Origin of the sequence: Schleiferilactobacillus harbinensis DSM 16991, from assembly GCF_000425885.1 — a bacterium.
Lineage (GTDB): Bacteria > Bacillota > Bacilli > Lactobacillales > Lactobacillaceae > Schleiferilactobacillus > Schleiferilactobacillus harbinensis.
Genome location: NZ_AUEH01000042.1, coordinates 1 through 24641, shown reverse-complemented (window position 1 = coordinate 24641; position 24641 = coordinate 1). Strand labels below are relative to the sequence as shown.

23 protein-coding genes, 1 tRNA gene and 1 pseudogene are annotated in these 24641 nt (G+C 54.6%); 18 read left to right on the top strand and 7 right to left on the bottom strand.

The features are described 5' to 3' along the window. From H627_RS0112025 to H627_RS20705, 3 genes are all read left to right on the top strand, one after another. A partial coding sequence (locus H627_RS0112025; protein ID WP_027829155.1) for an ATP-binding protein occupies positions 1 to 221 on the top strand: 221 nt, incomplete at its 5' end. A gap of 308 nt (positions 222 to 529) precedes the next feature. Further along, the gene (locus H627_RS20710) at positions 530 to 928 is read left to right on the top strand and encodes a DUF1828 domain-containing protein (RefSeq protein ID WP_226999188.1); all 399 of its coding nucleotides are present in this window, start codon (positions 530 to 532) and stop codon (positions 926 to 928) included. A gap of 32 nt (positions 929 to 960) precedes the next feature. After that, positions 961 to 1299 (top strand): DUF1829 domain-containing protein, encoded by a 339-nt coding sequence (locus H627_RS20705; RefSeq protein WP_226999187.1) that lies wholly within the window; start codon positions 961 to 963, stop codon positions 1297 to 1299. Between the two features lie 67 nt (positions 1300 to 1366). Here H627_RS20705 and H627_RS0112015 read toward each other — a convergent pair whose 3' ends face one another. Continuing rightward, on the bottom strand, positions 1367 to 2275 hold the full coding sequence (locus H627_RS0112015) for an AraC family transcriptional regulator (protein ID WP_027829154.1): 909 nt from the start codon (positions 2273 to 2275) through the stop codon (positions 1367 to 1369). Positions 2276 to 2396: 121 nt separating this feature from the next. Here H627_RS0112015 and H627_RS0112010 point away from each other — a divergent pair, with 121 nt between their 5' ends. Both H627_RS0112010 and H627_RS0112005 read left to right on the top strand, forming a co-directional pair. Beyond that, the gene (locus H627_RS0112010) at positions 2397 to 4376 is read left to right on the top strand and encodes a glycoside hydrolase family 127 protein (protein ID WP_027829153.1); all 1980 of its coding nucleotides are present in this window, start codon (positions 2397 to 2399) and stop codon (positions 4374 to 4376) included. Between the two features lie 75 nt (positions 4377 to 4451). Beyond that, positions 4452 to 5483: an aldose epimerase family protein gene (locus H627_RS0112005; protein ID WP_051225402.1), complete on the top strand. Its 1032-nt coding sequence runs from the start codon at positions 4452 to 4454 to the stop codon at positions 5481 to 5483. 73 nt (positions 5484 to 5556) lie between these two features. On the opposite strand, the gene H627_RS19380 is transcribed toward H627_RS0112005, so the two are convergent. Next, positions 5557 to 6492, bottom strand: coding sequence for a helix-turn-helix transcriptional regulator (locus tag H627_RS19380; RefSeq protein ID WP_051225401.1), 936 nt, complete (start codon positions 6490 to 6492; stop codon positions 5557 to 5559). A 179-nt stretch (positions 6493 to 6671) separates the two neighbouring features. Here H627_RS19380 and H627_RS0111995 point away from each other — a divergent pair, with 179 nt between their 5' ends. From H627_RS0111995 to H627_RS0111985, 3 genes are all read left to right on the top strand, one after another. Then, complete coding sequence (locus H627_RS0111995; protein ID WP_027829151.1) at positions 6672 to 7754, top strand: GDSL-type esterase/lipase family protein; 1083 nt, start codon at positions 6672 to 6674, stop codon at positions 7752 to 7754. A gap of 101 nt (positions 7755 to 7855) precedes the next feature. Next, positions 7856 to 8500, top strand: a complete 645-nt coding sequence (gene trhA, locus H627_RS0111990) for a PAQR family membrane homeostasis protein TrhA (RefSeq protein WP_027829150.1) — start codon at positions 7856 to 7858, stop codon at positions 8498 to 8500. 111 nt (positions 8501 to 8611) lie between these two features. Next, entirely contained in the window at positions 8612 to 9661 is a 1050-nt protein-coding gene (locus H627_RS0111985; protein ID WP_027829149.1) for a PTS sugar transporter subunit IIC, read from the top strand. A gap of 51 nt (positions 9662 to 9712) precedes the next feature. On the opposite strand, the gene H627_RS0111980 is transcribed toward H627_RS0111985, so the two are convergent. Continuing rightward, complete coding sequence (locus H627_RS0111980) at positions 9713 to 11338, bottom strand: ATP-binding cassette domain-containing protein (protein ID WP_027829148.1); 1626 nt, start codon at positions 11336 to 11338, stop codon at positions 9713 to 9715. Positions 11339 to 11560: 222 nt separating this feature from the next. Here H627_RS0111980 and H627_RS0111975 point away from each other — a divergent pair, with 222 nt between their 5' ends. From H627_RS0111975 to H627_RS0111960, 4 genes are all read left to right on the top strand, one after another. Further along, complete coding sequence (locus H627_RS0111975; protein WP_027829147.1) at positions 11561 to 11827, top strand: ACT domain-containing protein; 267 nt, start codon at positions 11561 to 11563, stop codon at positions 11825 to 11827. Positions 11828 to 11837: 10 nt separating this feature from the next. Next, positions 11838 to 13181 carry a PFL family protein gene (locus tag H627_RS0111970; protein WP_027829146.1) on the top strand — a complete coding sequence of 448 codons (1344 nt, stop codon included), beginning with the start codon at positions 11838 to 11840 and terminating at the stop codon, positions 13179 to 13181. Between the two features lie 61 nt (positions 13182 to 13242). Further along, positions 13243 to 14883, top strand: a complete 1641-nt coding sequence (locus H627_RS0111965; protein ID WP_027829145.1) for a DUF2325 domain-containing protein — start codon at positions 13243 to 13245, stop codon at positions 14881 to 14883. A 109-nt stretch (positions 14884 to 14992) separates the two neighbouring features. Then, positions 14993 to 15688, top strand: coding sequence for a GntR family transcriptional regulator (locus H627_RS0111960; protein WP_027829144.1), 696 nt, complete (start codon positions 14993 to 14995; stop codon positions 15686 to 15688). Between the two features lie 48 nt (positions 15689 to 15736). Here H627_RS0111960 and H627_RS0111955 read toward each other — a convergent pair whose 3' ends face one another. Both H627_RS0111955 and H627_RS0111950 read right to left on the bottom strand, forming a co-directional pair. Next, positions 15737 to 16096 (bottom strand): YccF domain-containing protein, encoded by a 360-nt coding sequence (locus H627_RS0111955; RefSeq protein WP_027829143.1) that lies wholly within the window; start codon positions 16094 to 16096, stop codon positions 15737 to 15739. A 66-nt stretch (positions 16097 to 16162) separates the two neighbouring features. Next, a tRNA-Ala gene (locus H627_RS0111950) sits at positions 16163 to 16235 on the bottom strand. A 270-nt stretch (positions 16236 to 16505) separates the two neighbouring features. Here H627_RS0111950 and H627_RS20145 point away from each other — a divergent pair. From H627_RS20145 to H627_RS18160, 6 genes and pseudogenes are all read left to right on the top strand, one after another. After that, the gene (locus H627_RS20145) at positions 16506 to 16649 is read left to right on the top strand and encodes a hypothetical protein (protein ID WP_226999186.1); all 144 of its coding nucleotides are present in this window, start codon (positions 16506 to 16508) and stop codon (positions 16647 to 16649) included. Between the two features lie 208 nt (positions 16650 to 16857). Beyond that, complete coding sequence (locus H627_RS0111940) at positions 16858 to 18483, top strand: mannitol dehydrogenase family protein (RefSeq protein WP_027829142.1); 1626 nt, start codon at positions 16858 to 16860, stop codon at positions 18481 to 18483. Further along, on the top strand, positions 18484 to 19560 hold the full coding sequence (uxuA, locus tag H627_RS0111935) for a mannonate dehydratase (RefSeq protein WP_027829141.1): 1077 nt from the start codon (positions 18484 to 18486) through the stop codon (positions 19558 to 19560). Position 19561: 1 nt separating this feature from the next. Beyond that, a complete protein-coding gene (gene uxaC / locus H627_RS0111930) occupies positions 19562 to 20986 on the top strand; it encodes a glucuronate isomerase (RefSeq protein ID WP_027829140.1) in 1425 nt (474 codons plus the stop codon). 193 nt (positions 20987 to 21179) lie between these two features. Next, positions 21180 to 22352: an iron-containing alcohol dehydrogenase gene (locus tag H627_RS0111925; RefSeq protein ID WP_027829139.1), complete on the top strand. Its 1173-nt coding sequence runs from the start codon at positions 21180 to 21182 to the stop codon at positions 22350 to 22352. Positions 22353 to 22498: 146 nt separating this feature from the next. Next, positions 22499 to 24097: pseudogene (locus tag H627_RS18160) on the top strand (mannitol dehydrogenase family protein). A 63-nt stretch (positions 24098 to 24160) separates the two neighbouring features. Here H627_RS18160 and H627_RS20140 read toward each other — a convergent pair. Then, entirely contained in the window at positions 24161 to 24343 is a 183-nt protein-coding gene (locus tag H627_RS20140; RefSeq protein WP_027829138.1) for a hypothetical protein, read from the bottom strand. A gap of 25 nt (positions 24344 to 24368) precedes the next feature. Next, a partial coding sequence (locus tag H627_RS0111910) for an IS3 family transposase (RefSeq protein ID WP_027829137.1) occupies positions 24369 to 24641 on the bottom strand: 273 nt, incomplete at its 5' end.

The following is a 24641-nucleotide window of genomic DNA, read 5'->3' as shown; positions in this document are numbered from 1 at the left end:
AGCTTATCGAGCGCCGTTATGAACGGAAATCAACGATCATCACGACCAACATTGCCCTCTCCAAGTGGGGCGATACATTCGCCGACAAGACTCTGGCTAATGCCATTCTTGATCGACTGGTGCACCACTCCCGCGTGATTCGGATCAACGGCCGGTCATACCGCATGAAGGGCCATATCACAGAGCCCAAAGCGGACAAAGCACCGAATGATACTGGTTAGGCCTCTGGCCTAACTGAAGCATCACCACTAATTGGAAAGGAGAAACGCAGCTCAACTAAACCGGCAAAAAACAACATTTTCTAATCGGCAAAAAATGTCATTTTATCGTCGGCGTTGACATATCTACGATTCAAAGCACAATAGCGGGAGAAATGTTGTATTCGGCGATGAGCTAGGAATCCTGAATATTGATGCCGCATCATCCGATTATCTCGTTACGGCTGTGCTTAAATTTTTGCAGTTTAATCATGTAGAAACTGCCAAGTTGATGATTAATGGGAACCCAGTTTGAATGGAGGGCAATGACGATGACAATAAAAACATCTTGGGCAGCCAATTATGCAAACTGGTTGCAAGAACAATATCAGGTAACAGCGTTGGACGACGCGGATGAAATTACGACGCCGTTCACCAATTCGATTGGCGATGATATTCAAATCTTTGCAGTTGCCCAACCCGATGGTTCACTTGAGTTGACGGACGACGGCAATACGATTAATGACTTGCAAATGATGGGTATTAACATTCATAATCCCACGAGAAGGCAGGTGATTATGGGTATTCTTGAGCAGTATACTGTCAAGCTTCGTGACGACGAGTTAGTTGTACATGGCAAAGTCAACAACTTTCCCAGCATGAAGCAGCGCCTCTTGCAGGCAATTCTGCGCATTGACGATTTATCCCAGACCCCCGCCGAGGGACAGTAACAAGTATCTACCAACAGGAAGTTGCCTCATTTTTGCGAGACAATGACTTTGGTGGATTGCCCAATTACGTGTTGCAGGGTGGAACAGGAAATCAGTACAAGGTTGACTATGCCATTGGGGAGACAAAAGTAAAACCGTTGCGACTTATGCAAGTGATTAACAAACCAGGATTTCAACGCGTGGCTGCTGAGGGGGCAACGTTTGCTGACATTCGCAGCAATCAAGCATTGCATAATTCTGACATTCAGTTTGTTGTCATTTTTAATGACAGTGAGAGAAAGGTGTCACAGGCAACAAGCAATATTGCACGGCAGAATGCAATTGAACTCCTGCCTTGGAGTGACAAGACAGAATTATTAGCGTTACGCTGAGTACAAGTTCGAGTACCAATTGTATACGCCGTGCTGCAATCGATACCCATTTTGATGCTTACAAGCATTAGCGCTGTGCGGGCAGCTGGCGTTCTTTCTCCAACTGTCTAACCTGCTCCCGCACATCCACCCCCGGGTCCACCTGCTGGTTATTCAAGAACGTATGCGTATACGCCCGCCGGTACTGACTAGGCGTCAGTTGCAGCTTCTTCTTGAATAGCCGACTGAAATACTTCGGATCGCTGAAAAACGCCTGCTGACTCACGGAAGCGACGGGATCGTTGGTCGTCAGCAGCAAGTACCGGGCGTAGTCCAAGCGGACGGCGTTGCTGTACTCTTGGATGTTTTGGCCGGTGTCCCGCTTGAAGACCCGGGTCAAATAGCTGGCGTTCAAATGAAATTGGTCGGCGATGGCCGCCACGGTGGGCTGCTCGGCCATATGCGTGCGGATCCATTCCCGCACCTGGTTGCTAATACCCTGATGCAGCGGGTTGGCGGTCCGTTGCTGGGCGTAATCGTTGGCTAATTCAATGAACAGCATGGTGGCTTGATAATCCGCCGCGTGGGGCACGAGATACTGGCTGTGGCTGACATCCAATAATTGGTGGATGTTGACGACGGCTTTTTCTTGGACCTGTAAATGAAAAAAACGGGGCAGTGTCAGACCATTGGGTGCGCTGGGCTGGGTGTCCACCACCGCCGGCGCAACCACGTGGCCCCAGAAAAAGCTGCTTTTGGTCACCGTTTGGCGCGCCCCGACAATGGTTTCATGGGGAAAGACCGTGAGCACGTCGCCGGCTTCCAATGTGTACGGTTTGCCTGCCACCTGTAAAAACACTTGCCCGCTGAGGCCGACTAATATTTCGGTGTCCTGGCCATGGTGGTAGCGGTGGTGCTGCCAGCCGAGTTCGGCGCTGAACTCGCCACAGGGCACATAAACCAACGGGCGAGATAAATTAAAATGACAATGTTCCACGAGAAACACGCCCCCTTTCTCAATAAGTCAGATTTGTCCACTTTTCCTATCAGTATAGCAGTTCCGCTGATGCTTGAAAGCCCTTAAACTGACAGTATCAAAATGATTTTGGAGGGCCATCATGCAATTCAAGGATATCAAAGTGACGGATCCGTTTTGGACGAAGTATCGGGACATCGTGAAGACTAAGCTGATCCCATATCAGTGGTCAGTGATCAACGACGATAAGGACATCGCGATTGAGAAAGAAAACGCCGGGGCATACGATGCCGTGGAGAAGAGTCACGCGGTGGAGAACTTGAAGATCGCGGCGGGGCTGGTGAAAGGGCACTTCTATGGTTTCTGGTTCCAAGATTCCGACGTCTACAAATGGCTGGAGGCGGTGGCTTACGCGCTGCGGTACGCACCGGACGCGGAATTAGAGGGCATCGCCGACAGTTTGATCGACATTATTGCCCAGGCCCAGGAGCCGGATGGGTATTTGGATACCTACATCCAGATCGAGGCGCCGACCCATAAGTGGACCCACGTGTCATTGAGTCACGAGCTGTACGTCATGGGCCATTACATCGAAGCCGGCGTGGCGTATTACCAGACGACTGGTAATCAGAAGGCGTTGGCTATCGCAAAGAAAATGGGCGACTGTATCGACGCCAACTTTGGGCCGGAAGAAAACAAGATGCACGGCTATCCGGGCCACCCGGAAGTCGAACTCGCCTTGGCTAAATTGGCAGACGAGACGGGCGATGCGAAGTATACGCGAGTAGCCAAGTACATGATTGACCAGCGGGGGACGCACCCGAACAATTTCTTTGAGGAACAGTTAAAAAATGTCCAAACTAAGAAAATTGAAGATCCGTATTTTGGTGATGCCAGTCAGCCGGATCCGGACGCACCGTATTTTCAAAATGACGTACCCGTGCGGGACATGCAGAGTGCTGAAGGCCATGCGGTCCGGATGACGTATCTGTTAACCGGGATGGCCCATGTGGCCCGGCAGACCGGGGACGAGAGCCTGATGGCGGCCTGCCAGCGGCTGTGGGAAGATATCACTCAGCGCCAGATGTACGTGACCGGCGGGATTGGGTCGTCTGCCCCCAACGGCGAAGCCTTCACGTTTGATTACGACCTGCCCAACGATACGGCCTATGCTGAAACCTGTGCATCTTGTGCCATGGCGTTTTTCGCGAAACAAATGCGGGACGGTCGCCAGGATGCGGACTATGGCGATGTGTTGGAGCGGGAACTATACAACGGTACGATTTCCGGTATGTCGCTGGACGGGGAGCATTTCTTCTATGTTAATCCGCTGGAGGTGGATCCGGAGGCGAGTGCCAAGGATCCGATGAAGTCCCACGTCAAGGTGCAGCGGGCGGCGTGGTTCGGCTGTGCCTGCTGCCCGCCGAACCTAGCCCGGCTGGTGGCGTCAGTGGATCAGTATATTTATACGGTGACTGACGATGCCATCTATGCGGACCAGTTCATCGGCAACGAGACGACCTTCGATAACGGCGTGACGATTGCCCAATCCGGCAACTTCCCTTGGTCCGGTGAGGTGACCTTCCAAGTGCGTGCTGCGGGCAGTGTGGACACCATCCTGGCAATTCGGATCCCAGCGTGGAGCCGACACAATTATCAGGTGACCGTAGCTGGTAAGCCCTATGCCGGTGTATTGGATCATGGGTACTTGAAAATCAAGCAGACTTGGTCAGGCACGACGACGATCACTGTGTCGTTGGACATGAGTGTGCAAGAAATCCATGCCGATCACCGGATCAAAGATGACGTGGGCAAAGTCGCCATTCAGCGCGGGCCGGTGGTCTATGCCCTGGAAGAGGCGGACAACGGCAAACACTTGCAGGCTAACAGCGTAGCCGCCGATGCTCAGTTTACTGTAACAGAAGACAACAGCACGTTTGCCGTCCCCACGGTGCAGCTCACCACGACGGGGACCCATACCGATGCCGCCACTGTCCCCGGCACTTTATACGGCGCCAGCGCAACGGTCTTGACCCATGCCCAGCCGCTGGTCTTTATCCCGTATTTTGCCTGGGCCAACCGGACGCCGGGTGAAATGATGGTTTGGGTGTACCAGCACTAAATTTGCCCTGACGTGTACCAAAACATGCGGTATACTAGTGTGTGAGTGCTTTCATACTTAGAAGGAGTGTTGTACATGGCTGACATGACAGCGAACACGAAGGTTTTTGATCATTACAATGGGGACGATGTTTATGAGTATTCTTTGACCAACAAGCACGGGGTGACGCTGAGCACCTTGAGCTTTGGCGCCAATTGGTATGAGCTGCTGGTTCCGACCGCGGCAGGCAAGCAGAATCTGCTGCTGAATTTCCCCCACGTGGCGGATTATGCGGAGAAGAACCCGTACCTCTGCATGTCCATCGGCCGCACCGCGGGCCGGATCGGCAAGGGTCAGTTCACCATTAATGGTGCGGATTACCAAGTCGACCAAAACGAGGGTAAAAATGACCTGCACGGCGGTTTCCACGGCTTCAATTCCTACAATTGGGACGGCCGGATCGAAGACAACCATATTATCTTCACGAAGAATGTGACCAGTGATATGGATGGCTTCCCAGGCAACATGGCCGTGACCATCACCTATACGCTGACCGAACAGGACGAGGTGCTTATCGACTATTCTGCCAACGCGGACGCTGATACGCTGTTCAACCCGACGAACCATGCGTACTGGAATTTGAACCCCGGCGATGTCACGGTGGGCAACCACGATCTGTACATCAATAGTACGGATCGACTGACCTTGGCCGATGATAAGATTCCGACCGGTGAATTGACTCCGGTGAAGGGGACCCCGTTTGACTTCAGTCAGACGGCTTCGCTGGGCAAGGCCATTGCCAATCTGCAAGACATTCCAGAAAAGGGTATCGATGACGTTTACGTGCTGAACGACCACAAAGCGGATGAACCCGTTGCGACGTTGAGCGACCCGGACAGCGGCATCAGTGTGGATATCTTCTCTGAACGCAACGCCATCGTCTGCTTCACGGCGAACGGCTTCAAGGCGGACGAACCATATATCGGCAAGACCGGCCAGCCCCATGTCGGCGTCGCCCTGGAATCCCAGCAGGCCCCCAACGCCGTGTTTGACCCGAATTACGGCAACATTACCGTTGGTCCCAACGAAATCAAGCACGTGTACACGAAGTATCACTTCAGTTATTAAGTCAAACAGCAAAGAAAGTGCCCCGCGTACCGAGTTGCATCTCGGTGGCGGGGCACTTTTTGGCGTGGGTCAACTACATGGATTTTCCTAACGATAAGAGATCGTCGTCGTCCAGAAATGGCAGGAACGCATGCCATTCGTTCCGGTCGGCGCCGGTTTTGATCAAATGGCGCACGTGATCGGCGACGGCACTGCTGGGGGCGAAGGGTGCCAGCTTGCTTAAGCTGGGCGCCAGATCCGGATCAGCGGCCCACGTTTTGAAGTAGTAGGCAATGGCTTCGTCATCCAGGAAGGGCGCCGCATCCACAATGGCGTTGACCTCATCGGGATGTTTGGCCAGCAAGGCCTGGAGCGCTGCTGGATCGACAAAGGGGTAGAACTTGCGCCGGGCCTTGCGATCGAAGTCCGGATCAGCCCAGTGCGCTGTCAGGACTTCATTGGCCACCCGTTCGTCCATGAAGGGCAGCAGCTTAGAAAGCACCTGGCTATTTCCCGGGAAATTCGGCAGAACATATTTCTCAACGATCTTGTTCAAATCGTCATCGGCTAAGAACGGTGCTACGGCCACGACCTGTTGCAAGAAGCTCGGCGCGTCACGGTGTTTCATGAGTTGCTTAAAGAGGGCCTCATCCGAAAGAAACGGAGCGATGTCTTTCAAGTAGTCCGGCGACAGGTCCACGTCGTCGGCTTTTTCATCCACTTGGGCGGGCTTCATCACGGGGGCGAAGTCTTTCAGCGTATCCGCGTCGACCTTCGCTGTGTCGTCTTGGACGATCGTGACCTTATGGGCCGCATCCGCGGTGTTCAATAGGTCGTCCAGGGACAGATCCAAGATCTGGGAGAGATCGGCGTACTTATCGATATCGGGGACGGACTGGCCGCGCTCCCAGTTGCTGACGGCCTGGTAACTGACGCCGAGCTGGTCGGCCAGGTCATTTTGGGTCATGTTTTTGGCTTTGCGGGCCGCCGCAATTTTCTTACCAATACGGTTGGCATCGAAGATAATCATGGGATATTCCTGCTTTCTGAATTGTTGTGCAGCCGGTGTTCGCTGGCTGTTGGCTATACTGTACCGCCGGCAGGAGCACTTGCCTATCAACCAGTGCTTGAGTTGATCAATGGGCTTTCTCAACTGACGCTTGAGGGCTATGATTAAGGACAAGGATAGCAGAAAGGAAGCTGATAGCAATGGCGATCATCACCGTATGGCGACAGGAATTCTCCGATTACCGGCACATCCACAACATCAATGCGACGGAGGAACAGACCGTCCGGATCTATATGCCCTGGCCAGGGCATTCGGTACGGTTTCAACTGACTGCCGAGTTCGATGAAGTGCCGATCCATGTGCGGGCGATGTCCGTGTCCCGGGGCGACGATATGCCCCTGCCGGTGACGGTGGGCGGTCGGGATCGGTTCGACGTGCTGCCGCGGCTGACCCGCTGGACGGATTGGGTGGATCTGAATTTGGCCGGCGGCGAGTGGCTGACAATTTATATCCACGCCACCAACCACACGATTCGTACGCTGGGCAGTGTCAGTGCCACCAACCTGATCGATCCCGGCCAAGCTGAGGCGGACGAGCGGTTTTTCGGCGTCAACGCGGTGCAGGCGGCGGTGGATGTGGATCAGCCGGTGCGGCGGTTGGTGTTCTTTGGCGACTCACTGACCAACATGAGCCGGTTCTCGGCGCCGCTGGCGCGGAAACTGGTGAAGCGGGGCATCGTGACCGCCAACCATGGCATTTCCGGCAACCGGCTGCTGTATCCCGGGCACGGTTTATCCCCATGGGTGCATAGTTTTGGCGAAGCCGGGATTCGGCGGATCGACCATCTGTTGGTCACAGAACCGCCGGCGATGCTGCTGTTTATGGAAGGATTGAACGATTTGCTGCATCCGGGCACCGAGAGTCCCGCCCGAGAACTGCCCAGCGCGGCGGGATTGAACCAGGGAATCGACGCGGTGGCGGCGAAATGTGCGGATCGTCACGTGACTTTCATCCCCATGACCATCACGCCTTTCGGCCAGAGCCAGCTCAGCGGGATTGAGGCGTGGAGTCCGGAGAAAGAAAAGATTCGCCAAGCCGTGAATGACCACATTCGCAGTTTCCCGTATGCCATTGATTTAGCCAGTCAGGTTGCGAGTACCGCTGACAGCAGCGTCCTGGACGCCGTGTACGATCGCGGAGACCATATTCACTTTTCTGTTCCCGGCGGGCGCGAAGCGGCCAAGTTCCTTTACGCCGACCTGCGCAAGCAGAAACTTGTTTAACATTTTCATGCGGTAGTGGACTTTTTTCAGTGGACCGTCTATCATAATAGATGACATAGATTTGAAATCTAGATGATCAACAATCTGCTGGAGGTGCCAAATTGGAAACTCATCACGTATCCCGTTACCGTATCCACTATGAAGTGAAGAACGCCGTCTCCCATGGGGTCTGGTTTCTAGTCAGTATTTGGCTGGTTACTGCCCTCTGGCTGCGGGCGGGGGCCCATCACGCCGGACCGCTGGAAATGACTGCCTTAGTGATCTACGGGGTGACCTTGCTCAACCTGTTTCTGGCGTCCACGATGTGTCATGCCATGGCATTCACCAAGGCAGCCCGGATCTTCCAGATCCTGGACCACTCGGGAATCTACTTATTTATTGCCGGGACTTACACGGCATACACACTGGTCGCGATTGGCGGCGTCACCGGTTGGGTCATGCTGGCCATCGAATGGTTCTGCGCCATTGCCGGCATCGTGATCCACGTGGTCAGCGGCAATCCCCACCAGAATATTGAGACGCTACTCTACATTATTATGGGCTGGCTCTGCATCGCCGCCGCCCCGACACTGTGGCGGACGTTGGGTCCAGTGGGCTTCTGGTTCCTGGTCTCTGGCGGGGTAGTCTTTACCCTGGGGGCTGGGATCTATAGTATTAAGAAACTTAAGGAAGGCCATTTTATCTGGCATTTCTTGGTGATCATTGCCAGTACGTTGATGTATGTATCGATTTACTGGTTAGTATAATGATGAGCCGCTCAGCGATGGGCGGCTTTTTTCGTACATTGAGATTGTTCTTATTGTACGCTTATGCTATCTTTAGGAAAACTTATCGTACAAGCGAAAAGAGGAATCAGCATGAAACAGGAAACGAGCCCCAAGGCCATCACGATGAACATCCTGAATGGCCTATCAGTCGGCATCATTGTAGCCCTGGTGCCGGGGGCGCTGCTCAATGCCCTGGTCAAATTAGTCTTGCCGGTGGCCCCATGGCTCAGTGTGGTGACCCAGATGACGGGGATCGCGCAAACGATGCTGCCGGTGTTGGCGGCGGTCTGTGTGGGGATGATGGCTAAATTTTCACCCATTCAAACCGGGTCATTGGCGTTGGCCGCCATTGTCGGCGCGGGCAACATCCACGCCACCAAGGCCGGCATGGCCATTGCCGGCACGGGCGATGTCATTAACACCGCACTGACCATTGCTGTCGGCTACCTGCTGATCTTACTCTTGGGTCAGCGGCTCAAAGCCTACACGATTCTGCTGATTCCCAGTATTGTCTTGATCGTGGGCGGCGGGATCGGACTGTTGACGTATGGGCCGGTGACCAGCGTGACCAAGTTTATCGGTCAATTGGTTGAACAGCTGACGACGCTGCAGCCCATCCTCATGGGTATCTTGATGGGCATGGCATTTGCGCTCCTTATTGTGTCGCCTATTAGTACGGTGGGCATCGCGACGGCCATCAATCTCAGCGGGATTGCGTCCGGCTCCGCGAATCTGGGCATCGTTGCCGCTGGCTTTGCTCTGGCCATCTACGGATGGCGCGCCAATTCCGTGGGGACTTCCATCGCCCATTTCTTGGGTTCGCCCAAGATGCAGATGGCGAACCTGCTGGCTAAGCCCAAGCTGCTGCTGCCGCTGGTCTTGAATGCCGGCATCCTTGGCGGTTTAGGCGCGCTGTGGCAAGTTAAAGGAACACCGATGAGCGCTGGTTTCGGTTTTTCTGGTTTGGTCGGGCCCTTGGCGGCGCTGGAAGGATACGGCACCCCCAATGCGATGACCATTCTGCTGATTATCGTGCTGTTCTTGGTGCTGCCGGTGGTGCTGGGGATTGCCAGCAATTTCGTGTTTACCCAGGTGCTGCATTATCAAACGGCGGAGGATTATGCGCTGCATTACGAATAAGATGTGTATCAGAAAAGGCCTCAACTGGGGAACCAGTTCGGGCCTTTTTCGCTACCCAACGGCTTGGATAGCGGCCGGTATTGCGTTAACTTTCTCTAACCGCTGATCATGCAGCGTATATTCAGTGAACCCATACTTGGCCAGCAAGTCTGAATCAAGATGGTGCGCGCTCTCAATAATGGTCAGCGGCAGCGCGTAGAGCAATTCGCGAATCGCCCGACTGTTTTCATCGTCCAGGCCGGCAGTGATTTCATCCAACAGCAGGACTGACTTGTGCTGCAGCAAGGCTCGGGCAATCACCAAGCGCTGCTTCTGGCCGCCGGAGACATCGCTGCTGTCCGGGTTAATTTGGCGGTTTAATGGATCCGGCCCGAGTTCGGTGAGCAGTTGGACGTCGGCGAGGGCTTGGCGGACAGCGGCGTCGGGCACGGTGGCATCGTGCAGCGTGAGGTTATCGCGCACGGTCCCGGCAAAGAGCCACGGCTCTTGGGCGACATAAGCCACTGCCGTTGGGGCAGCGGGCCGACCGGCCAATAACACTTGGCCGCTGGTTGGTGCTTGCCAGCCGGCGAGGAGGTTCAGCACCGATGTTTTCCCAATACCGGAGGGACCGGTGATCAATATTTTTGCCCGGGCTGGAATGGTGAGTGTGGTCGGCACCAAAATCGAATGGTCGGGACCATAGTCCAAGCTGGCTTGCCGCAAAGCGTAGGCGGCTTGATCGGCGGGGAGGACAGCGGTGGTGGTATCGGCAAAGGGCCGCGGCTGCGCCGGTAAATTTCTCAATTCCCGGGTACTGGCCAGCTGCCCCCATTGCTGCATGACCGCCTCAATGTTCTGGACGGCATTATTGGCGGTCAGCGACAGGGTGAGCAAAATGCCCAAAGTAATGCCATACCCGCCGTGGGTCATGAGCCAAAAGCCGATGCCCCAGGGGCCGACCAGAGAAAGGATCACCGTTAACAAAGCACCATACTGGATGGTCCATTGCAGATTGCCCTGCCGCTGGAAAGTGCGTTCGCTATGCTGCAACGCGTGCCGGACTGGCGCGAACATCGTCTTTTGCGCGGCCGCTTGGACGATGTCCCGCCGGCCGGTCAGCCAATCGGTGCCCGCTTGCATGGTCTGGTCATTGGCTTGGCTCCACTGCTTGCCGATCGCTGCCAGCCGATTTTTGCCTAGCAGCATGGGAATCGCGTTCAAGACGGAGAAAGCAACAAAGACGAGGCCCATGAGCCAGTGCACCCGGAGCACGAAGACGGTGGAAATAACCGCGGCAATGCTGCTTTCGGTAATGCCCGACAGGACCCGGAAGTAGCGGTTCTCAATTTGCCCGGCATCATTCGTGATGTGGTTCAAGCCTTTGCTGGTCTGTTCACCGGTTTGAAAGCTGGTGATCAGCATCGCGGCCTTCAGCTGAATGTTCAAGTGCTTGACGGCGGCATTGACCAGCATTTGTTCAAAATAAAGGCCCGTATACGTGGTGAAATAGAGGCCGGCGGCCATGACGAGAAAACGGGTTAATTGGCCGCTATTTGCGTTCACCAGACTGGGGAAACCGCCCAAGACGATCCCATTTACCAGCCCTTCAAAGCTGCCGATGACCATGGTCCCCAGCAGCAGGATCAGAATTTGCTTTGGTATGTTTTTAAGTACCCACCGGATATTGATTGTCATCGAAAACACGCTCCCTAGCTATTTGATGAGTCAAGCATAGCTGGTAATAGTGCATTGATTCCGATGAGTGACATAAATGTCACGGGTTTGCCGTAAACCGCTGGGGCACACTGATCTCAGTCCATAACTTTCTAACCGTTGCAAGTCATCTCTCTTAGTTTTCTCTGCTATACTGTGGATAGTTCCAAGAAAACGCACACTGCAAAGAAAAGAGTGGATGTTATGCAAGCCATTATTACCGTCGTCGGCCAGGATAAGGTCGGCATCGTGGCCGGCGTCAGCTCCAAGCTGGCGGCCATGCACATTAATATATTGGATATTTCCCAGACCATTATGGAGGGCAGTTTCACGATGATGCTGCTGGGCGGCCTGCCGGAAGATGCCGACTTCAAGGCGGTCCAGCAAGCCCTTACCGATTTTGGCACCCAGCAGGATCTGACCATTCGCATCCAGCGTCAAGAGATTTTTGACGCCATGTCGTCATTGTAGGAGCCGGCCCATGGAACAACAGAAGATAATTGATACCATTCAGATGATCAGTGAAGAAAAGCTGGATATCCGCACCATTACGATGGGCATTTCTTTACTGGATTGTATTACCGGCGATACCCGGGCCACGGCGGAACGGATATACGAAAAGATCATGCATAAGGCCGCTCACCTCGTGCAAGTGGCGGATGAGATTGAGACTGAATACGGCATTCCCATCGTTAACAAGCGGATCAGTATCACCCCGGTGGCCATGCTGGCCGGGGCCGACCCGCATCCGGACTTCCGCTTGATTGCCCGGCGGCTGGATGATGCCGCCAAGGCGCTGGGGGTGGACTTTATCGGCGGATACTCGGCGACGGTTCAGTCCGGCATCACGCCGGCGGAAGAGAACTTGATGCGCTCCATGCCGGAAGCGCTGAGCATGACCGACCGGGTCTGCGGGTCCGTCAACATCGGTTCGACCAAAGCCGGCATGAACATGGATGCCGTGAAGATTATGGGGCAAGTAATCAAAGACCTCAGTGCCACTGGCGCGACCAATGCGATGAAGCTGGTCGTTTTCTGCAACGCTGTGGAGGACAATCCGTTCATGGCCGGTGCATTCTGGGGTGTTTCCGAAGGTGATACGGCGATCAATACCGGCGTTTCTGGGCCCGGTGTCGTGCAGCGGGCGTTAGCCCAAGTACCTGAAGCCGATTTTGCCCAAGTATGCGAAACGATTAAACAGACGGCCTTCAAGGTGTCCCGGATGGGCCAGTTTGTCGGCAAAATTGCTGCCGAACGGCTGCATGTCCCGTTTAATATTGTGGATCTATCACTGGCGCCGACCCCGGCTCCTGGCGACTCCGTGGCTGAGATTCTGGAGACCATGGGGCTGGGTTCCGTTGGTGCCCCCGGGACTACCGCCGCTTTGGCTCTGCTCAACGATGCCGTGAAGAAAGGCGGCATCATGGCGGCCGAACGGGTCGGCGGGTTATCTGGCGCCTTCATTCCTGTTTCAGAAGACGGCCGCATGATCGAAGCGGCGGCAGCGGGGCAGATCACGGTGGAAAAATTGGAAGCCATGACCGCAGTGTGTTCCGTTGGCTTGGACATGGTCGCGATTCCCGGCGACACGCCAGCCAGCAGTGTCAGCGGCATGATTGCGGACGAAGCAGCGATCGGGATGATCAACGCCAAGACTACGGCGGTACGGCTGATTGCCGTGCCCGGCAGCCAAGTCGGGGATATGATGGAATTCGGCGGGATCTTTGGCCGGGCCCCTGTGATGGCCGTCAATTCGGCGTCGTCGGCCCAGTTCATTGCTCGGGGCGGGCACATTCCGGCGCCGATTCATTCGTTCAAAAATTAATCACAATAATTTGGCTCCTTTGCGTATCTAGCTTATGCAGAAGTAGAAGGGATGACCAGAAATGGAGAGACCAGATGACTTAGATCAGCAAATACACGACTTACGGGAGAAACTGGAGTCGCTGCAAGCCGCCTCGGACCAGCGGATGACGGCTTATCTGCACAGCCAAGGAATTTATACCCTGACCCAGTTGCGGGAGAAACTCGGTGAACCGCATGGACCGACCCCGCCAGCCCTATCAGAAACGCCGCCGGCAGCGCCCGCGACTCCGGTTGCCCCGGCAGTTGAGAGCGATGCGGCGCCAGCGCCGAACAAACCGGCCGCACCCGCTGCACCGCGGCCGGCTCCGACCGACTTATCTTTTAATGCGTTACTGCTGCAGGTACCGCTCATGGCGAAAACCATCCGCCAGATCGTGACGATCGTGGAAGAGCGCACGGCCCACCGCTTCCCCCGGGATTTACAGCGAACGCTTTTCTTCACTAAAGACTTCGATCTGCCGTTATTCACGTATATTAAAAACAACATCCTGTCCGATTATGATCCGGGGCAAGACGTCACAATGACTGGGCCGCAGCTGCAGGCCGCCCTGACTTATGCCGCCCATGCCAATGATCGGGACGACGGCAGCGACGACGCACCGGCCAAGGAGAAAACCGCGCTGGCGGCAAAGCAGGGCACACCGGCGCCGCAACCGGCCGTGTCCACGCCGTTATCGGCGCTGCGGTCAGTGGAAACCACGCCCCTGCAGATGACCAGCATCACCCGGCCGGCCCCGGCGCCGCGCAGACCCCTGGCGAATCCCCGGGCCCTCGTGGAACGCAAACTCGCTGGGGCCACCGCGGGCGGCCGCTACATCAGCGAATCGCTGGTCCGTACGCTGCACTTGAGCGGTGGTGAAACAGTGGAGATCGTGCCCAAAGAAGGGGACGACCTGCCGTATTTCAAGATTCTCAAACCGGCTGATAGCAGCTATCATGCCCCGATCCACCGCTTGACGTTCATCCCGGCCGAAGAGGACGAGAACGGCCAGCTGGTATTGAAGCACGCCTATACCCAAGCACCGCTGGTGGATCCGGGTACCGGCGAGACCTTCGAATTCATCGTTGATCCCCACCGCTATCCGCTGCTCCATGCCGGTCAGCTCGTGGATTTCGCCTGGTACGAAGGGCAGGACCCGCGGGCCGGCAAGATCTACTGGATCCATCCGTTGGAAGAAAGCGCACCGCTGGCGCCGCGGCCGGTTAGTACGCCAGTCAAAAAGGCCGTCAAAAAGCCGGTTGAAGAACCAGCGGAGGCGGAGAAAGCCGCGGAAAGCGAAACGCTGCAGTTTGATCTCAATGGCGGTACCGTCCTCATTGTCGGCGCCCCGAAACATGACGGCAACGTCATTGCCATGCTCAAACAGCACGGCGGTCAGCTGACCCATTTTGATGCCAAGAGCAACGCTTATAGCCAGCTGCCGACCATGATCCGCCATGCGGACTACGTTATTTTGATTCCCACCGCCGCCTCGCACCATTCCACGCAGACAGCCGTTTCCTTAGCCAAGCGTTACGAACGGCCCTTTGCCGTGGCCAATACGCTGTCCGTGGTCAACGTCGAACGTGCGGTTTACCGCGCGGTGAACGGCTTGCCGGCCCGGTCCGTCAGCCAGCAGGATACGTATCTGGAGTCCGCCGCGGGCGCGGAACAGAACTGATTAGCCAATCAGGCAATCTTTCCAAGCGGAAGGATTGCCTTTCTTGTAACTGCTATATTACAATGGTGGTGAGTAAGAAAACGGGTACACACACGAGGAGTGGACGGCTATGCCGATGATGAATCAGCAGGATGAGGCCTATGAAGGGCTGAAAACGATGGTGTTAACGATGCAGCTGAAACCAGGGGAGAAAATCGACAAGCATCGCTTGGAAGACAAGCTTGGTATTGGGATCACACCGATTCGAGAAGCCATTATTCGCTTGCGCCGGGAAGGGCTGTTCAATGTTATCGCCCAAAGCGGTACGTACGTCGCCAAGATTGATCTGGATACCCTTTCCCAAGGGCGGTACGCGCGGATGAATATTGAACGCAGTGTGACCGCCGATGCGGTCAAAATTATCTCCGCCGATGATATTACGGAGCTGGAACGGCTATTGCAGATGCAGTCGCTATACCTGCGTTCCGGCGATTACGATAAGTTCTTTCAAGCGGATGAAGATTTCCATGAACTATTCTACAAGGTGACGGATAAAGAGTTCATCTGGCACTGGCTGCGGCTGCTGAATCTCCAATTTGACCGCTTCCGCTACCTGCGCCTGGAACTGCCCGGTTTGGAGTGGGATAAGATCTTGAATCAGCATAAAGAGATCGTCGCCCGGATCAAGGCCCAAGACGCCGCCGGTGCCGCCGATTTAGTCGTTGACCACCTGCACATGGTGGACGATGACGTGAAGATCGTGCTCGCCGCGTATCCGGAATATTTCGCGCCGCAAGCAGCGGCTCAACCGGAAGTGACGCAGTAATGCAAAAAGCAGCGAATCGGCCGAGGGTCAATTCGCTGCTTATTTATGTCAGATGATTTCTGCGCCAAACGGGACGAGGGCGAGCTTGGCCAGTTTGAAATGCTGCTGACCAAAGGGAATGCCAATAATCGTGATCGACAGCAGCAGGCCCCACAGCAAGTGGTTCAAAGCCAGTTCCAGTCCGCCGAAGATCAGCCACAGAATATTCAGGATCAGGCTGCCAGTCCGGTTGGACGGCACGACTTCTTTGCCAAACGGCCACAGGGACAGCCCGGCAATCTTGAAACACTGCAGACCGATGGGAATGCCGACGATCGTGATGCACCAGACACAGCCCACCAGGAACCAGCCGATGGCGGAGAGAAAACCGCCGAAAATGAACCATAGAATATTACCTAGACAGCCCATGCCGTCACCTATCCTTTCTGATATAAAAAACCGGAACAGCCAGCAATGGCGTTCCGGTTTAGTGAGTGGAGCCTAACGGACTTGAACCGTCGACCTCTTACATGCGAAGCAAGCGCTCTCCCAGCTGAGCTAAGGCCCCAAAAGCACTTGACTATAATACCGCGAATGGCCGGCACCCGTCAAGGGCTAACCGCCAATCAGCGGCTCTCGGTGAAGTAGTCGGGATAGGCGTCGCGCACCACTTGCACGTCGTCATCCACTATGTGCAGGTACTCGGTGATGACGGCGTGGTCCTCTTTCTTCGCGGGCAGGACGACAATCCGTCCCCGAATGGGTCGATTTCTATATAAAACGACGCCTACACGAACATAAACTGGATGCTTGGAGGCTGCGCTCTTACCTACGGGTTTTGCGCGATGGCCCGGACGAAGATCAATGGGAGCGGCAGGAACCGGCAGATGCTCGGGTCATGCTGCTGGCGACCACCCACATGACCTTGACAGACGACTATATTGCTAAAAAACTGCAGGAACAAGCGATCGATGAAGCGTAACACCCATCAAAGAGGCAGGTGATGCAGTCCATTGGGGCAGCATTGGTGTTGTTACGTGCTTAAATAAGGCCAGCAGTAGTGTTGTTAATCGATCAATGTAATCGCTTCAAATAATGTGCAAAAGACCTTTCATATTGGGCTGAAAGGTGTTATTGTTAAACTGATATATCAGTAAAAAGGAAAATCAAATTAACGGAGGTTTTCTATTGTGGTTAAACTGACCGACGATTATCAACAAAACGCCCAGGCGTTCAAAGCGGCCGGCATCGCGGTCCCGCAATTCGATCAGACGGCGATGAAGGCGGCAACGGATCAACACCCTGTCTGGGTCCACTTCGGCGGCGGCAATTTGTTCCGCTGCTTCCATGCGAAGATTGCCCAAGATCTGCTGAACAGCGGCGACTTGCAGAGCGGGGTGATCGTGGCGGAAACCTATGACGGCGACGTGCCCAAGGACATATACAAGCCCTATAAGAACCGGGTGCTGCAGGTGGTCATGGCGCCCGATGGCAGTTTGGACAAGACACTGATTGCCAGTGTGGCCCATGCCATTTACTATAACCGCGACGACGAATTCGGCTGGCAGACGCTGAAGGATGTTTTTGAACAACCGTCCCTGCAGCTGATAACCCTGTCGATCACCGAAAAGGGGTATGCCCTGCATGACATGAACGGCAACCTGACGGAACAAGCCAAATACGACATCACCCACGGTCCGGAAGTGGCCCAGACGAATATGGGGGCCATTGCCCGGCTGCTCTTTGCCCGCTACCAGAGCGGGGCGTTGCCGATTGCTATGGTCAGCACGGACAATTTCTCGGAGAATGGCCAGCGTTTCCAGGATGGCATTTTGACCATCGCTAAGGGCTGGGTCGACAACGATTACGTGCCCCAAGACTTCGTTGATTATTTGAGCGATCCTAAGCAGGTCAGCTTCCCCTGGAGCATGATCGACCGAATCACGCCGAACCCGGCCCAGAGTGTTGCCGACAAACTGCGTCAGGAAGGCTTTGAAGATACCACCATCGTGCATACGGCCAAGCACACCAATATTGCCCCCTTCGGCAACACCGAGGAGACCCACTATCTGGTCATTGAAGACAGCTTTCCCAATGGCCGGCCAGCATTGGAAAAGGCCGGCGTGATGCTGACAGATCGGGAGACAGTCAACGACGCCGACCAGATGAAGGTCACGGCCTGCTTGAACCCGCTGCATACGGCGCTGGCCATTTTCGGCAATCTGCTGGGCTATACGTCCATCGCGGCCGAAATGGAGAACAAGGATCTGGTCGCGCTGATCAAGCGGCTAGGCTATCAAGAGGACCTGCCGGTGGTCAAGGATCCCAAGATCATCAATCCCAAGGAGTTCCTGGATACTTTGCTGACCAAGCGGCTGCCGAATCAGAATATTCCGGATACGCCCCAACGGATCGCCAGCGATACATCACAGAAGATTCCGGTCCGTTATGGCGTCACGATTCAGCACTATGTCGATCAAGGTGGGGACGCCGTACAGCAACTCGTTGCCATTCCGTTTATCTTGGCTGGCTGGTGCCGTTATCTGCTGGCTGTTAATGACCAAGGTGAGGCTTTTGAGCCAAGCCGCGATCCATTGCTGAAGGACCTCCAGGCCCAACTGGGCAGCTTGAAGCTGGGGTACACCGGTGACGTGCATGCTGCCTTGCAGCCGATTTTGAGCAACAAACAGATCTTTGGCAACGATCTCTATGCGATTGGCTTGGGGGATAAAGTAGAAGCCAACTTCAAACAGCTGATCACTGGCCCGGGCGCTGTTGCCAAAGCGCTGCACGCATTGAATGAGGAGGAAGATTAAATGCAGAACATGGGATTCCGCTGGTATGGATCAAAGGATGATAATATCACCCTGAAGCAGATCCGCCAGATTCCGGGTACGACCCAAGTGGTCGGCGCGCTATTCGACGTGCCGGTGGGAGAAGTGTGGCCCAAGAGCGAGATCGCCGCTTTAAAGAAGCAAGTTGAAGCCGCTGGGTTGAAGCTGGAAGTCATCGAGTCCGTTAACATCCACGATGACATCAAGATCGGTTTGCCCACCCGGGACCGCTACATTGAGAATTACAAAGAGACCATCAAGAACCTGGCCGCTTATGGTATTAAGGTGATCTGCTACAATTTCATGCCGATCTTCGACTGGCTGCGGACCGATCTCCATTATCCGCTGCCCGACGGCAGTAACGATATGGCCTTCCAACAGGACAAATTGAAGCCGAATCCCCAAGATATCATTGACTCAGTGCGCAACGACTCCGAAGGCTATGTCTTGCCAGGTTGGGAACCAGAACGCTTGGATACGATTGCGCACTTGTTTAAAGCCTATGCCGGCGTTGACGAACGCAAACTGCGGGAGAATATGAAGTACTTCTTGGATGCAATTATCCCCACCTGCGAGAGTTACGGCGTGCGCATGGCCATGCACCCGGACGATCCGCCCCGGGAATTGTTCGGCCTGCCGCGGGTGTACAAGAACGCTGAGGACATGCGCATCATCGAAGGGATGCACGAGTCCCCATATAATGGTTTCACCATTTGCACCGGCAGCCTGGGGGAGAATCCGAAGAACGACGTCCCAGCGATCATTCGCGAGTTCGTGAAGAAAGACCGCGCGCCGTTTATCCATGCCCGGAATATTAAGTTTATGAACGCCCAAGGCGACTTCCACGAATCCGCCCACCTATCCTCTGAGGGCAGCTTAGACATGTACGAGATCATGAAGGCCCTTTACGATACCCACTTCGACGGCTATATCCGGCCGGATCACGGGCGCAATATTTGGGGTGAAAATGGCCGGCCCGGGTATGGTCTGTACGACCGGGCGCTGGGTATCACCTATTTGAACGGATTATGGGAAGCAATCGAGAAAGGAAATAAGTAACATGGCCTTTTTAGATGATGATTTCTTACTGACCAACGCTCCAGCAAAGACGCTGTTCCATCAGTATGCGGACGGGCTGCCGATCATCGATTTCCACTGTCATTTGAATCCTCAGGAAATCTACGAGAACAAGCCCTTTAAGAACATGACCCGGATCTGGATCAACGAGGGTACTTACGGCGATCACTATAAGTGGCGCCTGGAGCGGGCCAACGGGGTGCCGGAGAAGCTGATCACCGGGGACGGCGACGACTACGACAAGTTCTTGGCCTGGGCGGACACGATGGCCCAAGCTTTCGGCAACCCGGTCTTCGAATGGACCCACTTGGAGTTGAAGCGGTACTTCGGGATTAATGACGTCTTGAACCGTCACACCGCACCGCTGATTTGGGAGCAGGCCAACAAGCTGTTAGCGACACCGGCCTTCAAGCCCCGGGCGCTGATCAAGAACAGCAACGTCCAAGTCGTCTGCACCACCGATGATCCGGCCTCTGATCTGCATTATCACCAATTGCTCAAGCAAGAGGAGGCGGCTAATGGGTTCAAAGTTTTGCCCGCCATGCGGCCAGATAAGCTGGTGCACATTGAAGCCGCTGGGTTTGGTGATTATCTGCGCGAATTGGGCCAGCAGGCCCAGATTCAGATTGGCTCGTTCGCCGCGTTGCAGACAGTGCTGGAGCAGCGGTTCCAGTACTTTGCAGAAGTCGGCGGCCGGCTGTCTGACCATGGCTTGGACCGGTTCCGCTTTGTCGAAGCCAGTGCCGACGAACTGGATCGAATTTTGATGAAGGGCGTGCAGAATCAGCCGCTGACGAGTAAAGAACTGGATCAGTACCGAACAATGCTGATTGAAACACTGATGCGCTTGAACAAACGCTTCAACTGGACGATGCAGTTCCACGTGAATGCCGCGCGAAATCTGAGCCTGCCCGGATTTAAGGCCACTGGCGCGGATACCGGCTACGATGCGATGGGTACGCAACCGGATATCGTGGCGGAGTTCACCAAGCTGTTCACCGTAATGGATAACACTGGCGAAATGCCGAAGGTAATTTTCTATTCCTTGAACCCCAATGATTGGCTGGAAGCGGCCACAATGATGCAATCCTTCGGCGGCCAGGGCGATGTCCAGCACTTGCAGCTGGGGGCGGCGTGGTGGTTCAACGACACCGCCGAGGGCATGACTCAGCAGTTGCGAACCTATGCAGAGCAAAGCCTGCTGCCGCACTTTGTCGGAATGCTGACAGATTCCCGCTCGTTCCTGTCCTACCCGCGGCATGAATACTTCCGCCGCGTGCTGTGCAATTTCTACGGCCAGCTGATTGAACAGGGTCGGGTGCCGGATGATCTGGCAACCATTGGCCAAGTGGTGCAAAATATCAGTTACTACAATGCGCGCCGGTATTTTGGATTCTTCGATAATTGATTAATCTTGCTGGCAGACGGCCCGCGGGTGGGAAAAACTTTTCCTGCCCGAAGGCCGTCTTTGCTGTATTCAGCCGTTTTCAATGGACAATCACGGTAATTTGCCCATTGCAAGAAAGCGGATACAGAGATAGACTGGTAATTGTGTAAGGATGAGCTAATTGGGCTGATCACTTTTGGAAGAGGGGTTAATAATGGCAGAACGCAGTTATGATTTTTTGATGCCCAGTGTCAACTTTTTTGGACCCGGTGTCATTCATAAAGTAGGGGAACGCGCCAAGATTCTCGGCATGAAGAAGCCGGTGATCGTTACCGACAAGTTCTTGGAAACAATGAAGGACGGGGCGGTCCAGCAAGCTTTGCAGTCCTTGACTGAAGCGGGCGTGGATTATGTGATCTATAACGGGGTGGAACCGAATCCGAAGATTCGCAACATTCAAGAAGTGAAGAAACTTTACTTACAGTCAGGCGCCGACTCGATCATCACGATTGGCGGCGGTTCTGCCCATGATACCGGTAAGGGTGCCGGCATCATCCTGACCAATGGGGACGACATCACCAAGCTGGCGGGGATCGAGACGCTGGACAATGCCCTGCCGCCGCTGATTGCCGTAAACACGACCGCCGGTACGGGGTCCGAGCTGACCCGTCATGCCGTGATCACCAACGAACAGACGCACTTGAAGTTCGTCGTCGTATCGTGGCGCAATATTCCGCTGGTCTCTTTTAACGACCCGACGCTGATGCTGGACGTACCGCCGGCATTGACCGCCGCCACCGGGATGGATGCTTTTGATCAAGCCATTGAGCCCTATGTGTCAGTGGACCGTAATCCGATCACCGATGCCCAATGTATCCAGGCCATTCAGCTGATTGAGGGCTCCTTGCGGGAAGCCGTGGCCAATGGGCATAATCTGGATGCCCGGACCAAGATGGTAGAGGCCGAAATGCTGGCCGGGATGGCGTTCAATAACGCCAACTTAGGCTACGTCCACGCCATGGCCCATCAACTGGGCGGTCAGTACGACGCGCCCCACGGTGTGTGCTGTGCCTTGCTGCTGCCGTATGTGGAGCAATACAACATTATTGCCTGCCCGGAACGGTTCGCTGAATTGGCAGACATTATGGGTGAAAATACGGCGGGGTTATCCACCCGCGATGCCGCCGAGTTGGCCATCAAAGCCATGAAGCAGATGTCTGAAGACGTTGGGATTCCGAAGTCAATCAAGGATATTGGCGCGAAGCCAGAGGACTTTGAGTTGATGGCGGAAAATGCGTTGAAGGATGGCAATGCGTTCTCTAACCCGCGTAAAGGGACGAAGCAGGATATTATTGATATTTTCCAAGCGGCGTACGACGCAGAATAAAGTATTGAGATGGCTGAAAATGGCACTTGCCTTGGGACAGGTGCCATTTTTGCATGCGATAATGGATTTGCGCAGAAACCCGGCAAGCGTGTTATGGTAAAGATGACAACGATTGGATTAAGATCATCAAATGGGGGTTATTTCGAATGGTAAAACTAACCGACGACTATCGCCGCGATGCCCGCTTATTCAAGGATGCCGGCATCACTGTCCCGCAATACGACCAAGCTGCCATGAAGGCGGCCACAGATGCTCATCCGGTATGGGTACACTTCGGCGGCGGTAATTTATTCCGTTGTTTTCACGCAAAAGTTGCCCAAGATCTGTTAGACAGCGGTGACCTGCAAAGCGGCATTATTGTGGCGACTACTCACAGCGCCACGATTCCCAAAACAATTTATGCGCCCTATGAGAATCGGATGCTGCAAGTGATCGTGGCGCCCGACGGCAGCATGGAGAAGAATCTGATTGCTAGTGTCGCCCATGCTCTGTACTACAATCGAGCCGATCCGTTCGGCTGGTTCGTGCTTCGGGCCATTTTTGAACAGCCGTCACTGTAACTGGTCACCATGACAATTACGGAAAAGGGCTATGCGCTGCGAGACATGAATGGTGAGTTGACCGCAGATGCCCAATACGATATTACCCATGGCCCGGAAGTGGCGAACACGGCGATGGGAGCCATTGCGCGGCTGCTGTTTGCCCGCTACCAAAGCGGGGCTTTGCCGATTGCAATGGTCACGACGGACAACTTTTCTGAAAACGGTCAGTACTTTGAGAATGCCATTCTGACCATTGCTCAGGGCTGGTTGGACAACGGCTTTGTACCCCAAGGCTTTGTTGATTATCTGAAAGATCCTAAGCAGGTCAGCTTCCCTTGGACAATGATTGACCGGATCACGCCAGCGCCGGCGCAAAGTGTCGCTGACCAGCTGGCCCGGGATGGTTTTGAAGACACCACCATTACGAAGACCATCGCGCCCTTCGGTAACACGGAGCAGACTCATTATTTAGTGATTGAGGACAGCTTCCCCAATGGCCGGCCGCCGCTGGAGAAAGCCGGCGTGATCCTGACTGACCGGGATACTGTGAATGATGCCGACCAGATGAAGGTGACGGCGTGCCTGAACCCGCTGCATACCGCTTTGGGTATCTTTGGCAGTTTGCTGGGCTACACGGCCGTGGCTGATGAAATGGACAATCCAGACTTGGCGGCTTTGGTCAAGCGGCTGGGCTATCAGGAAGATTTGCCGGTCGTCAAAGATCCCAAGATCATTAATCCCAAGAAATTCTTGGATACGCTGATCGAACAGCGGCTGCCGAATAAGTACATTCCTGACACGCCCCAGCGGTTGGCCACCGACGCATCCCAGATGCTGTCGATTCGCTACGGCGTCACCATTCAGCATTATCTGGATCAAGGCGGCGACGCTGTCCAAAAGCTGGTGGCCATTCCACTCATCCTTGCCGGTTGGTGCCGGTACTTGTTAGGCGTGGATGATAAGGGCGAGATATTTACGCCGAGTCCGGATCCGCTGCTGGCTGATTTGCAAAAAGAACTGCGCGGCGTGCAGGTGGGCCAGACGACTGATGTTCATGCGGTACTGCAACCGATTCTGAGCAACAAACAGATTTTTGGTCATGATTTGTATGCCATTGGTTTGGGCGACAAGGTCGAAACCGACTTTAAGCAAATGATTGCCGGTCCTGGGGCAGTGGCCCAGGCGCTGCATGAGATTGCTTAACGTGTAACGAAAAGCAGTGTTCTGCTGGAAGAATTCAGTCAGAACGCTGCTTTTATTATTGGTCTAAAAGTGAATCACATAGTCACAATCCACAAACTGTTCCGGCGCTTCAAATGCCGCCAACTGCGCTGCAAGACCCGCCGCCGGCACATCATGAATACCGCGATGGGTCACCCGGCGCACCAGCTCCGGCAGCGGCGGGGTGGGAAATACAATGGCAAACACCCGGCAAGTGAAGTGCAACAAAAAAGTTAGACAGTTTGAAAAATAATTACGCTGCGGCCTGAGTCCGGTATTCGATCGGAGTCAGGCCGTTTTTGTTGAGTGAGATGCGATCATGATTAAACCACGTGACGTAGTGAGTCACGACTTGTTTCAGCTCTGAAAGATCTTTGATGGGTTGCCGATTGATCCGTTCACGCTTGAGCAGATTGAAGAAACTTTCCATTGGCGCATTATCGTGACAGTTACCCTTACGAGACATGCTGGGAACGATCCCCATAGCGTGCACCCGAGACTGATATTCACGGGTCTGGTATTGCCA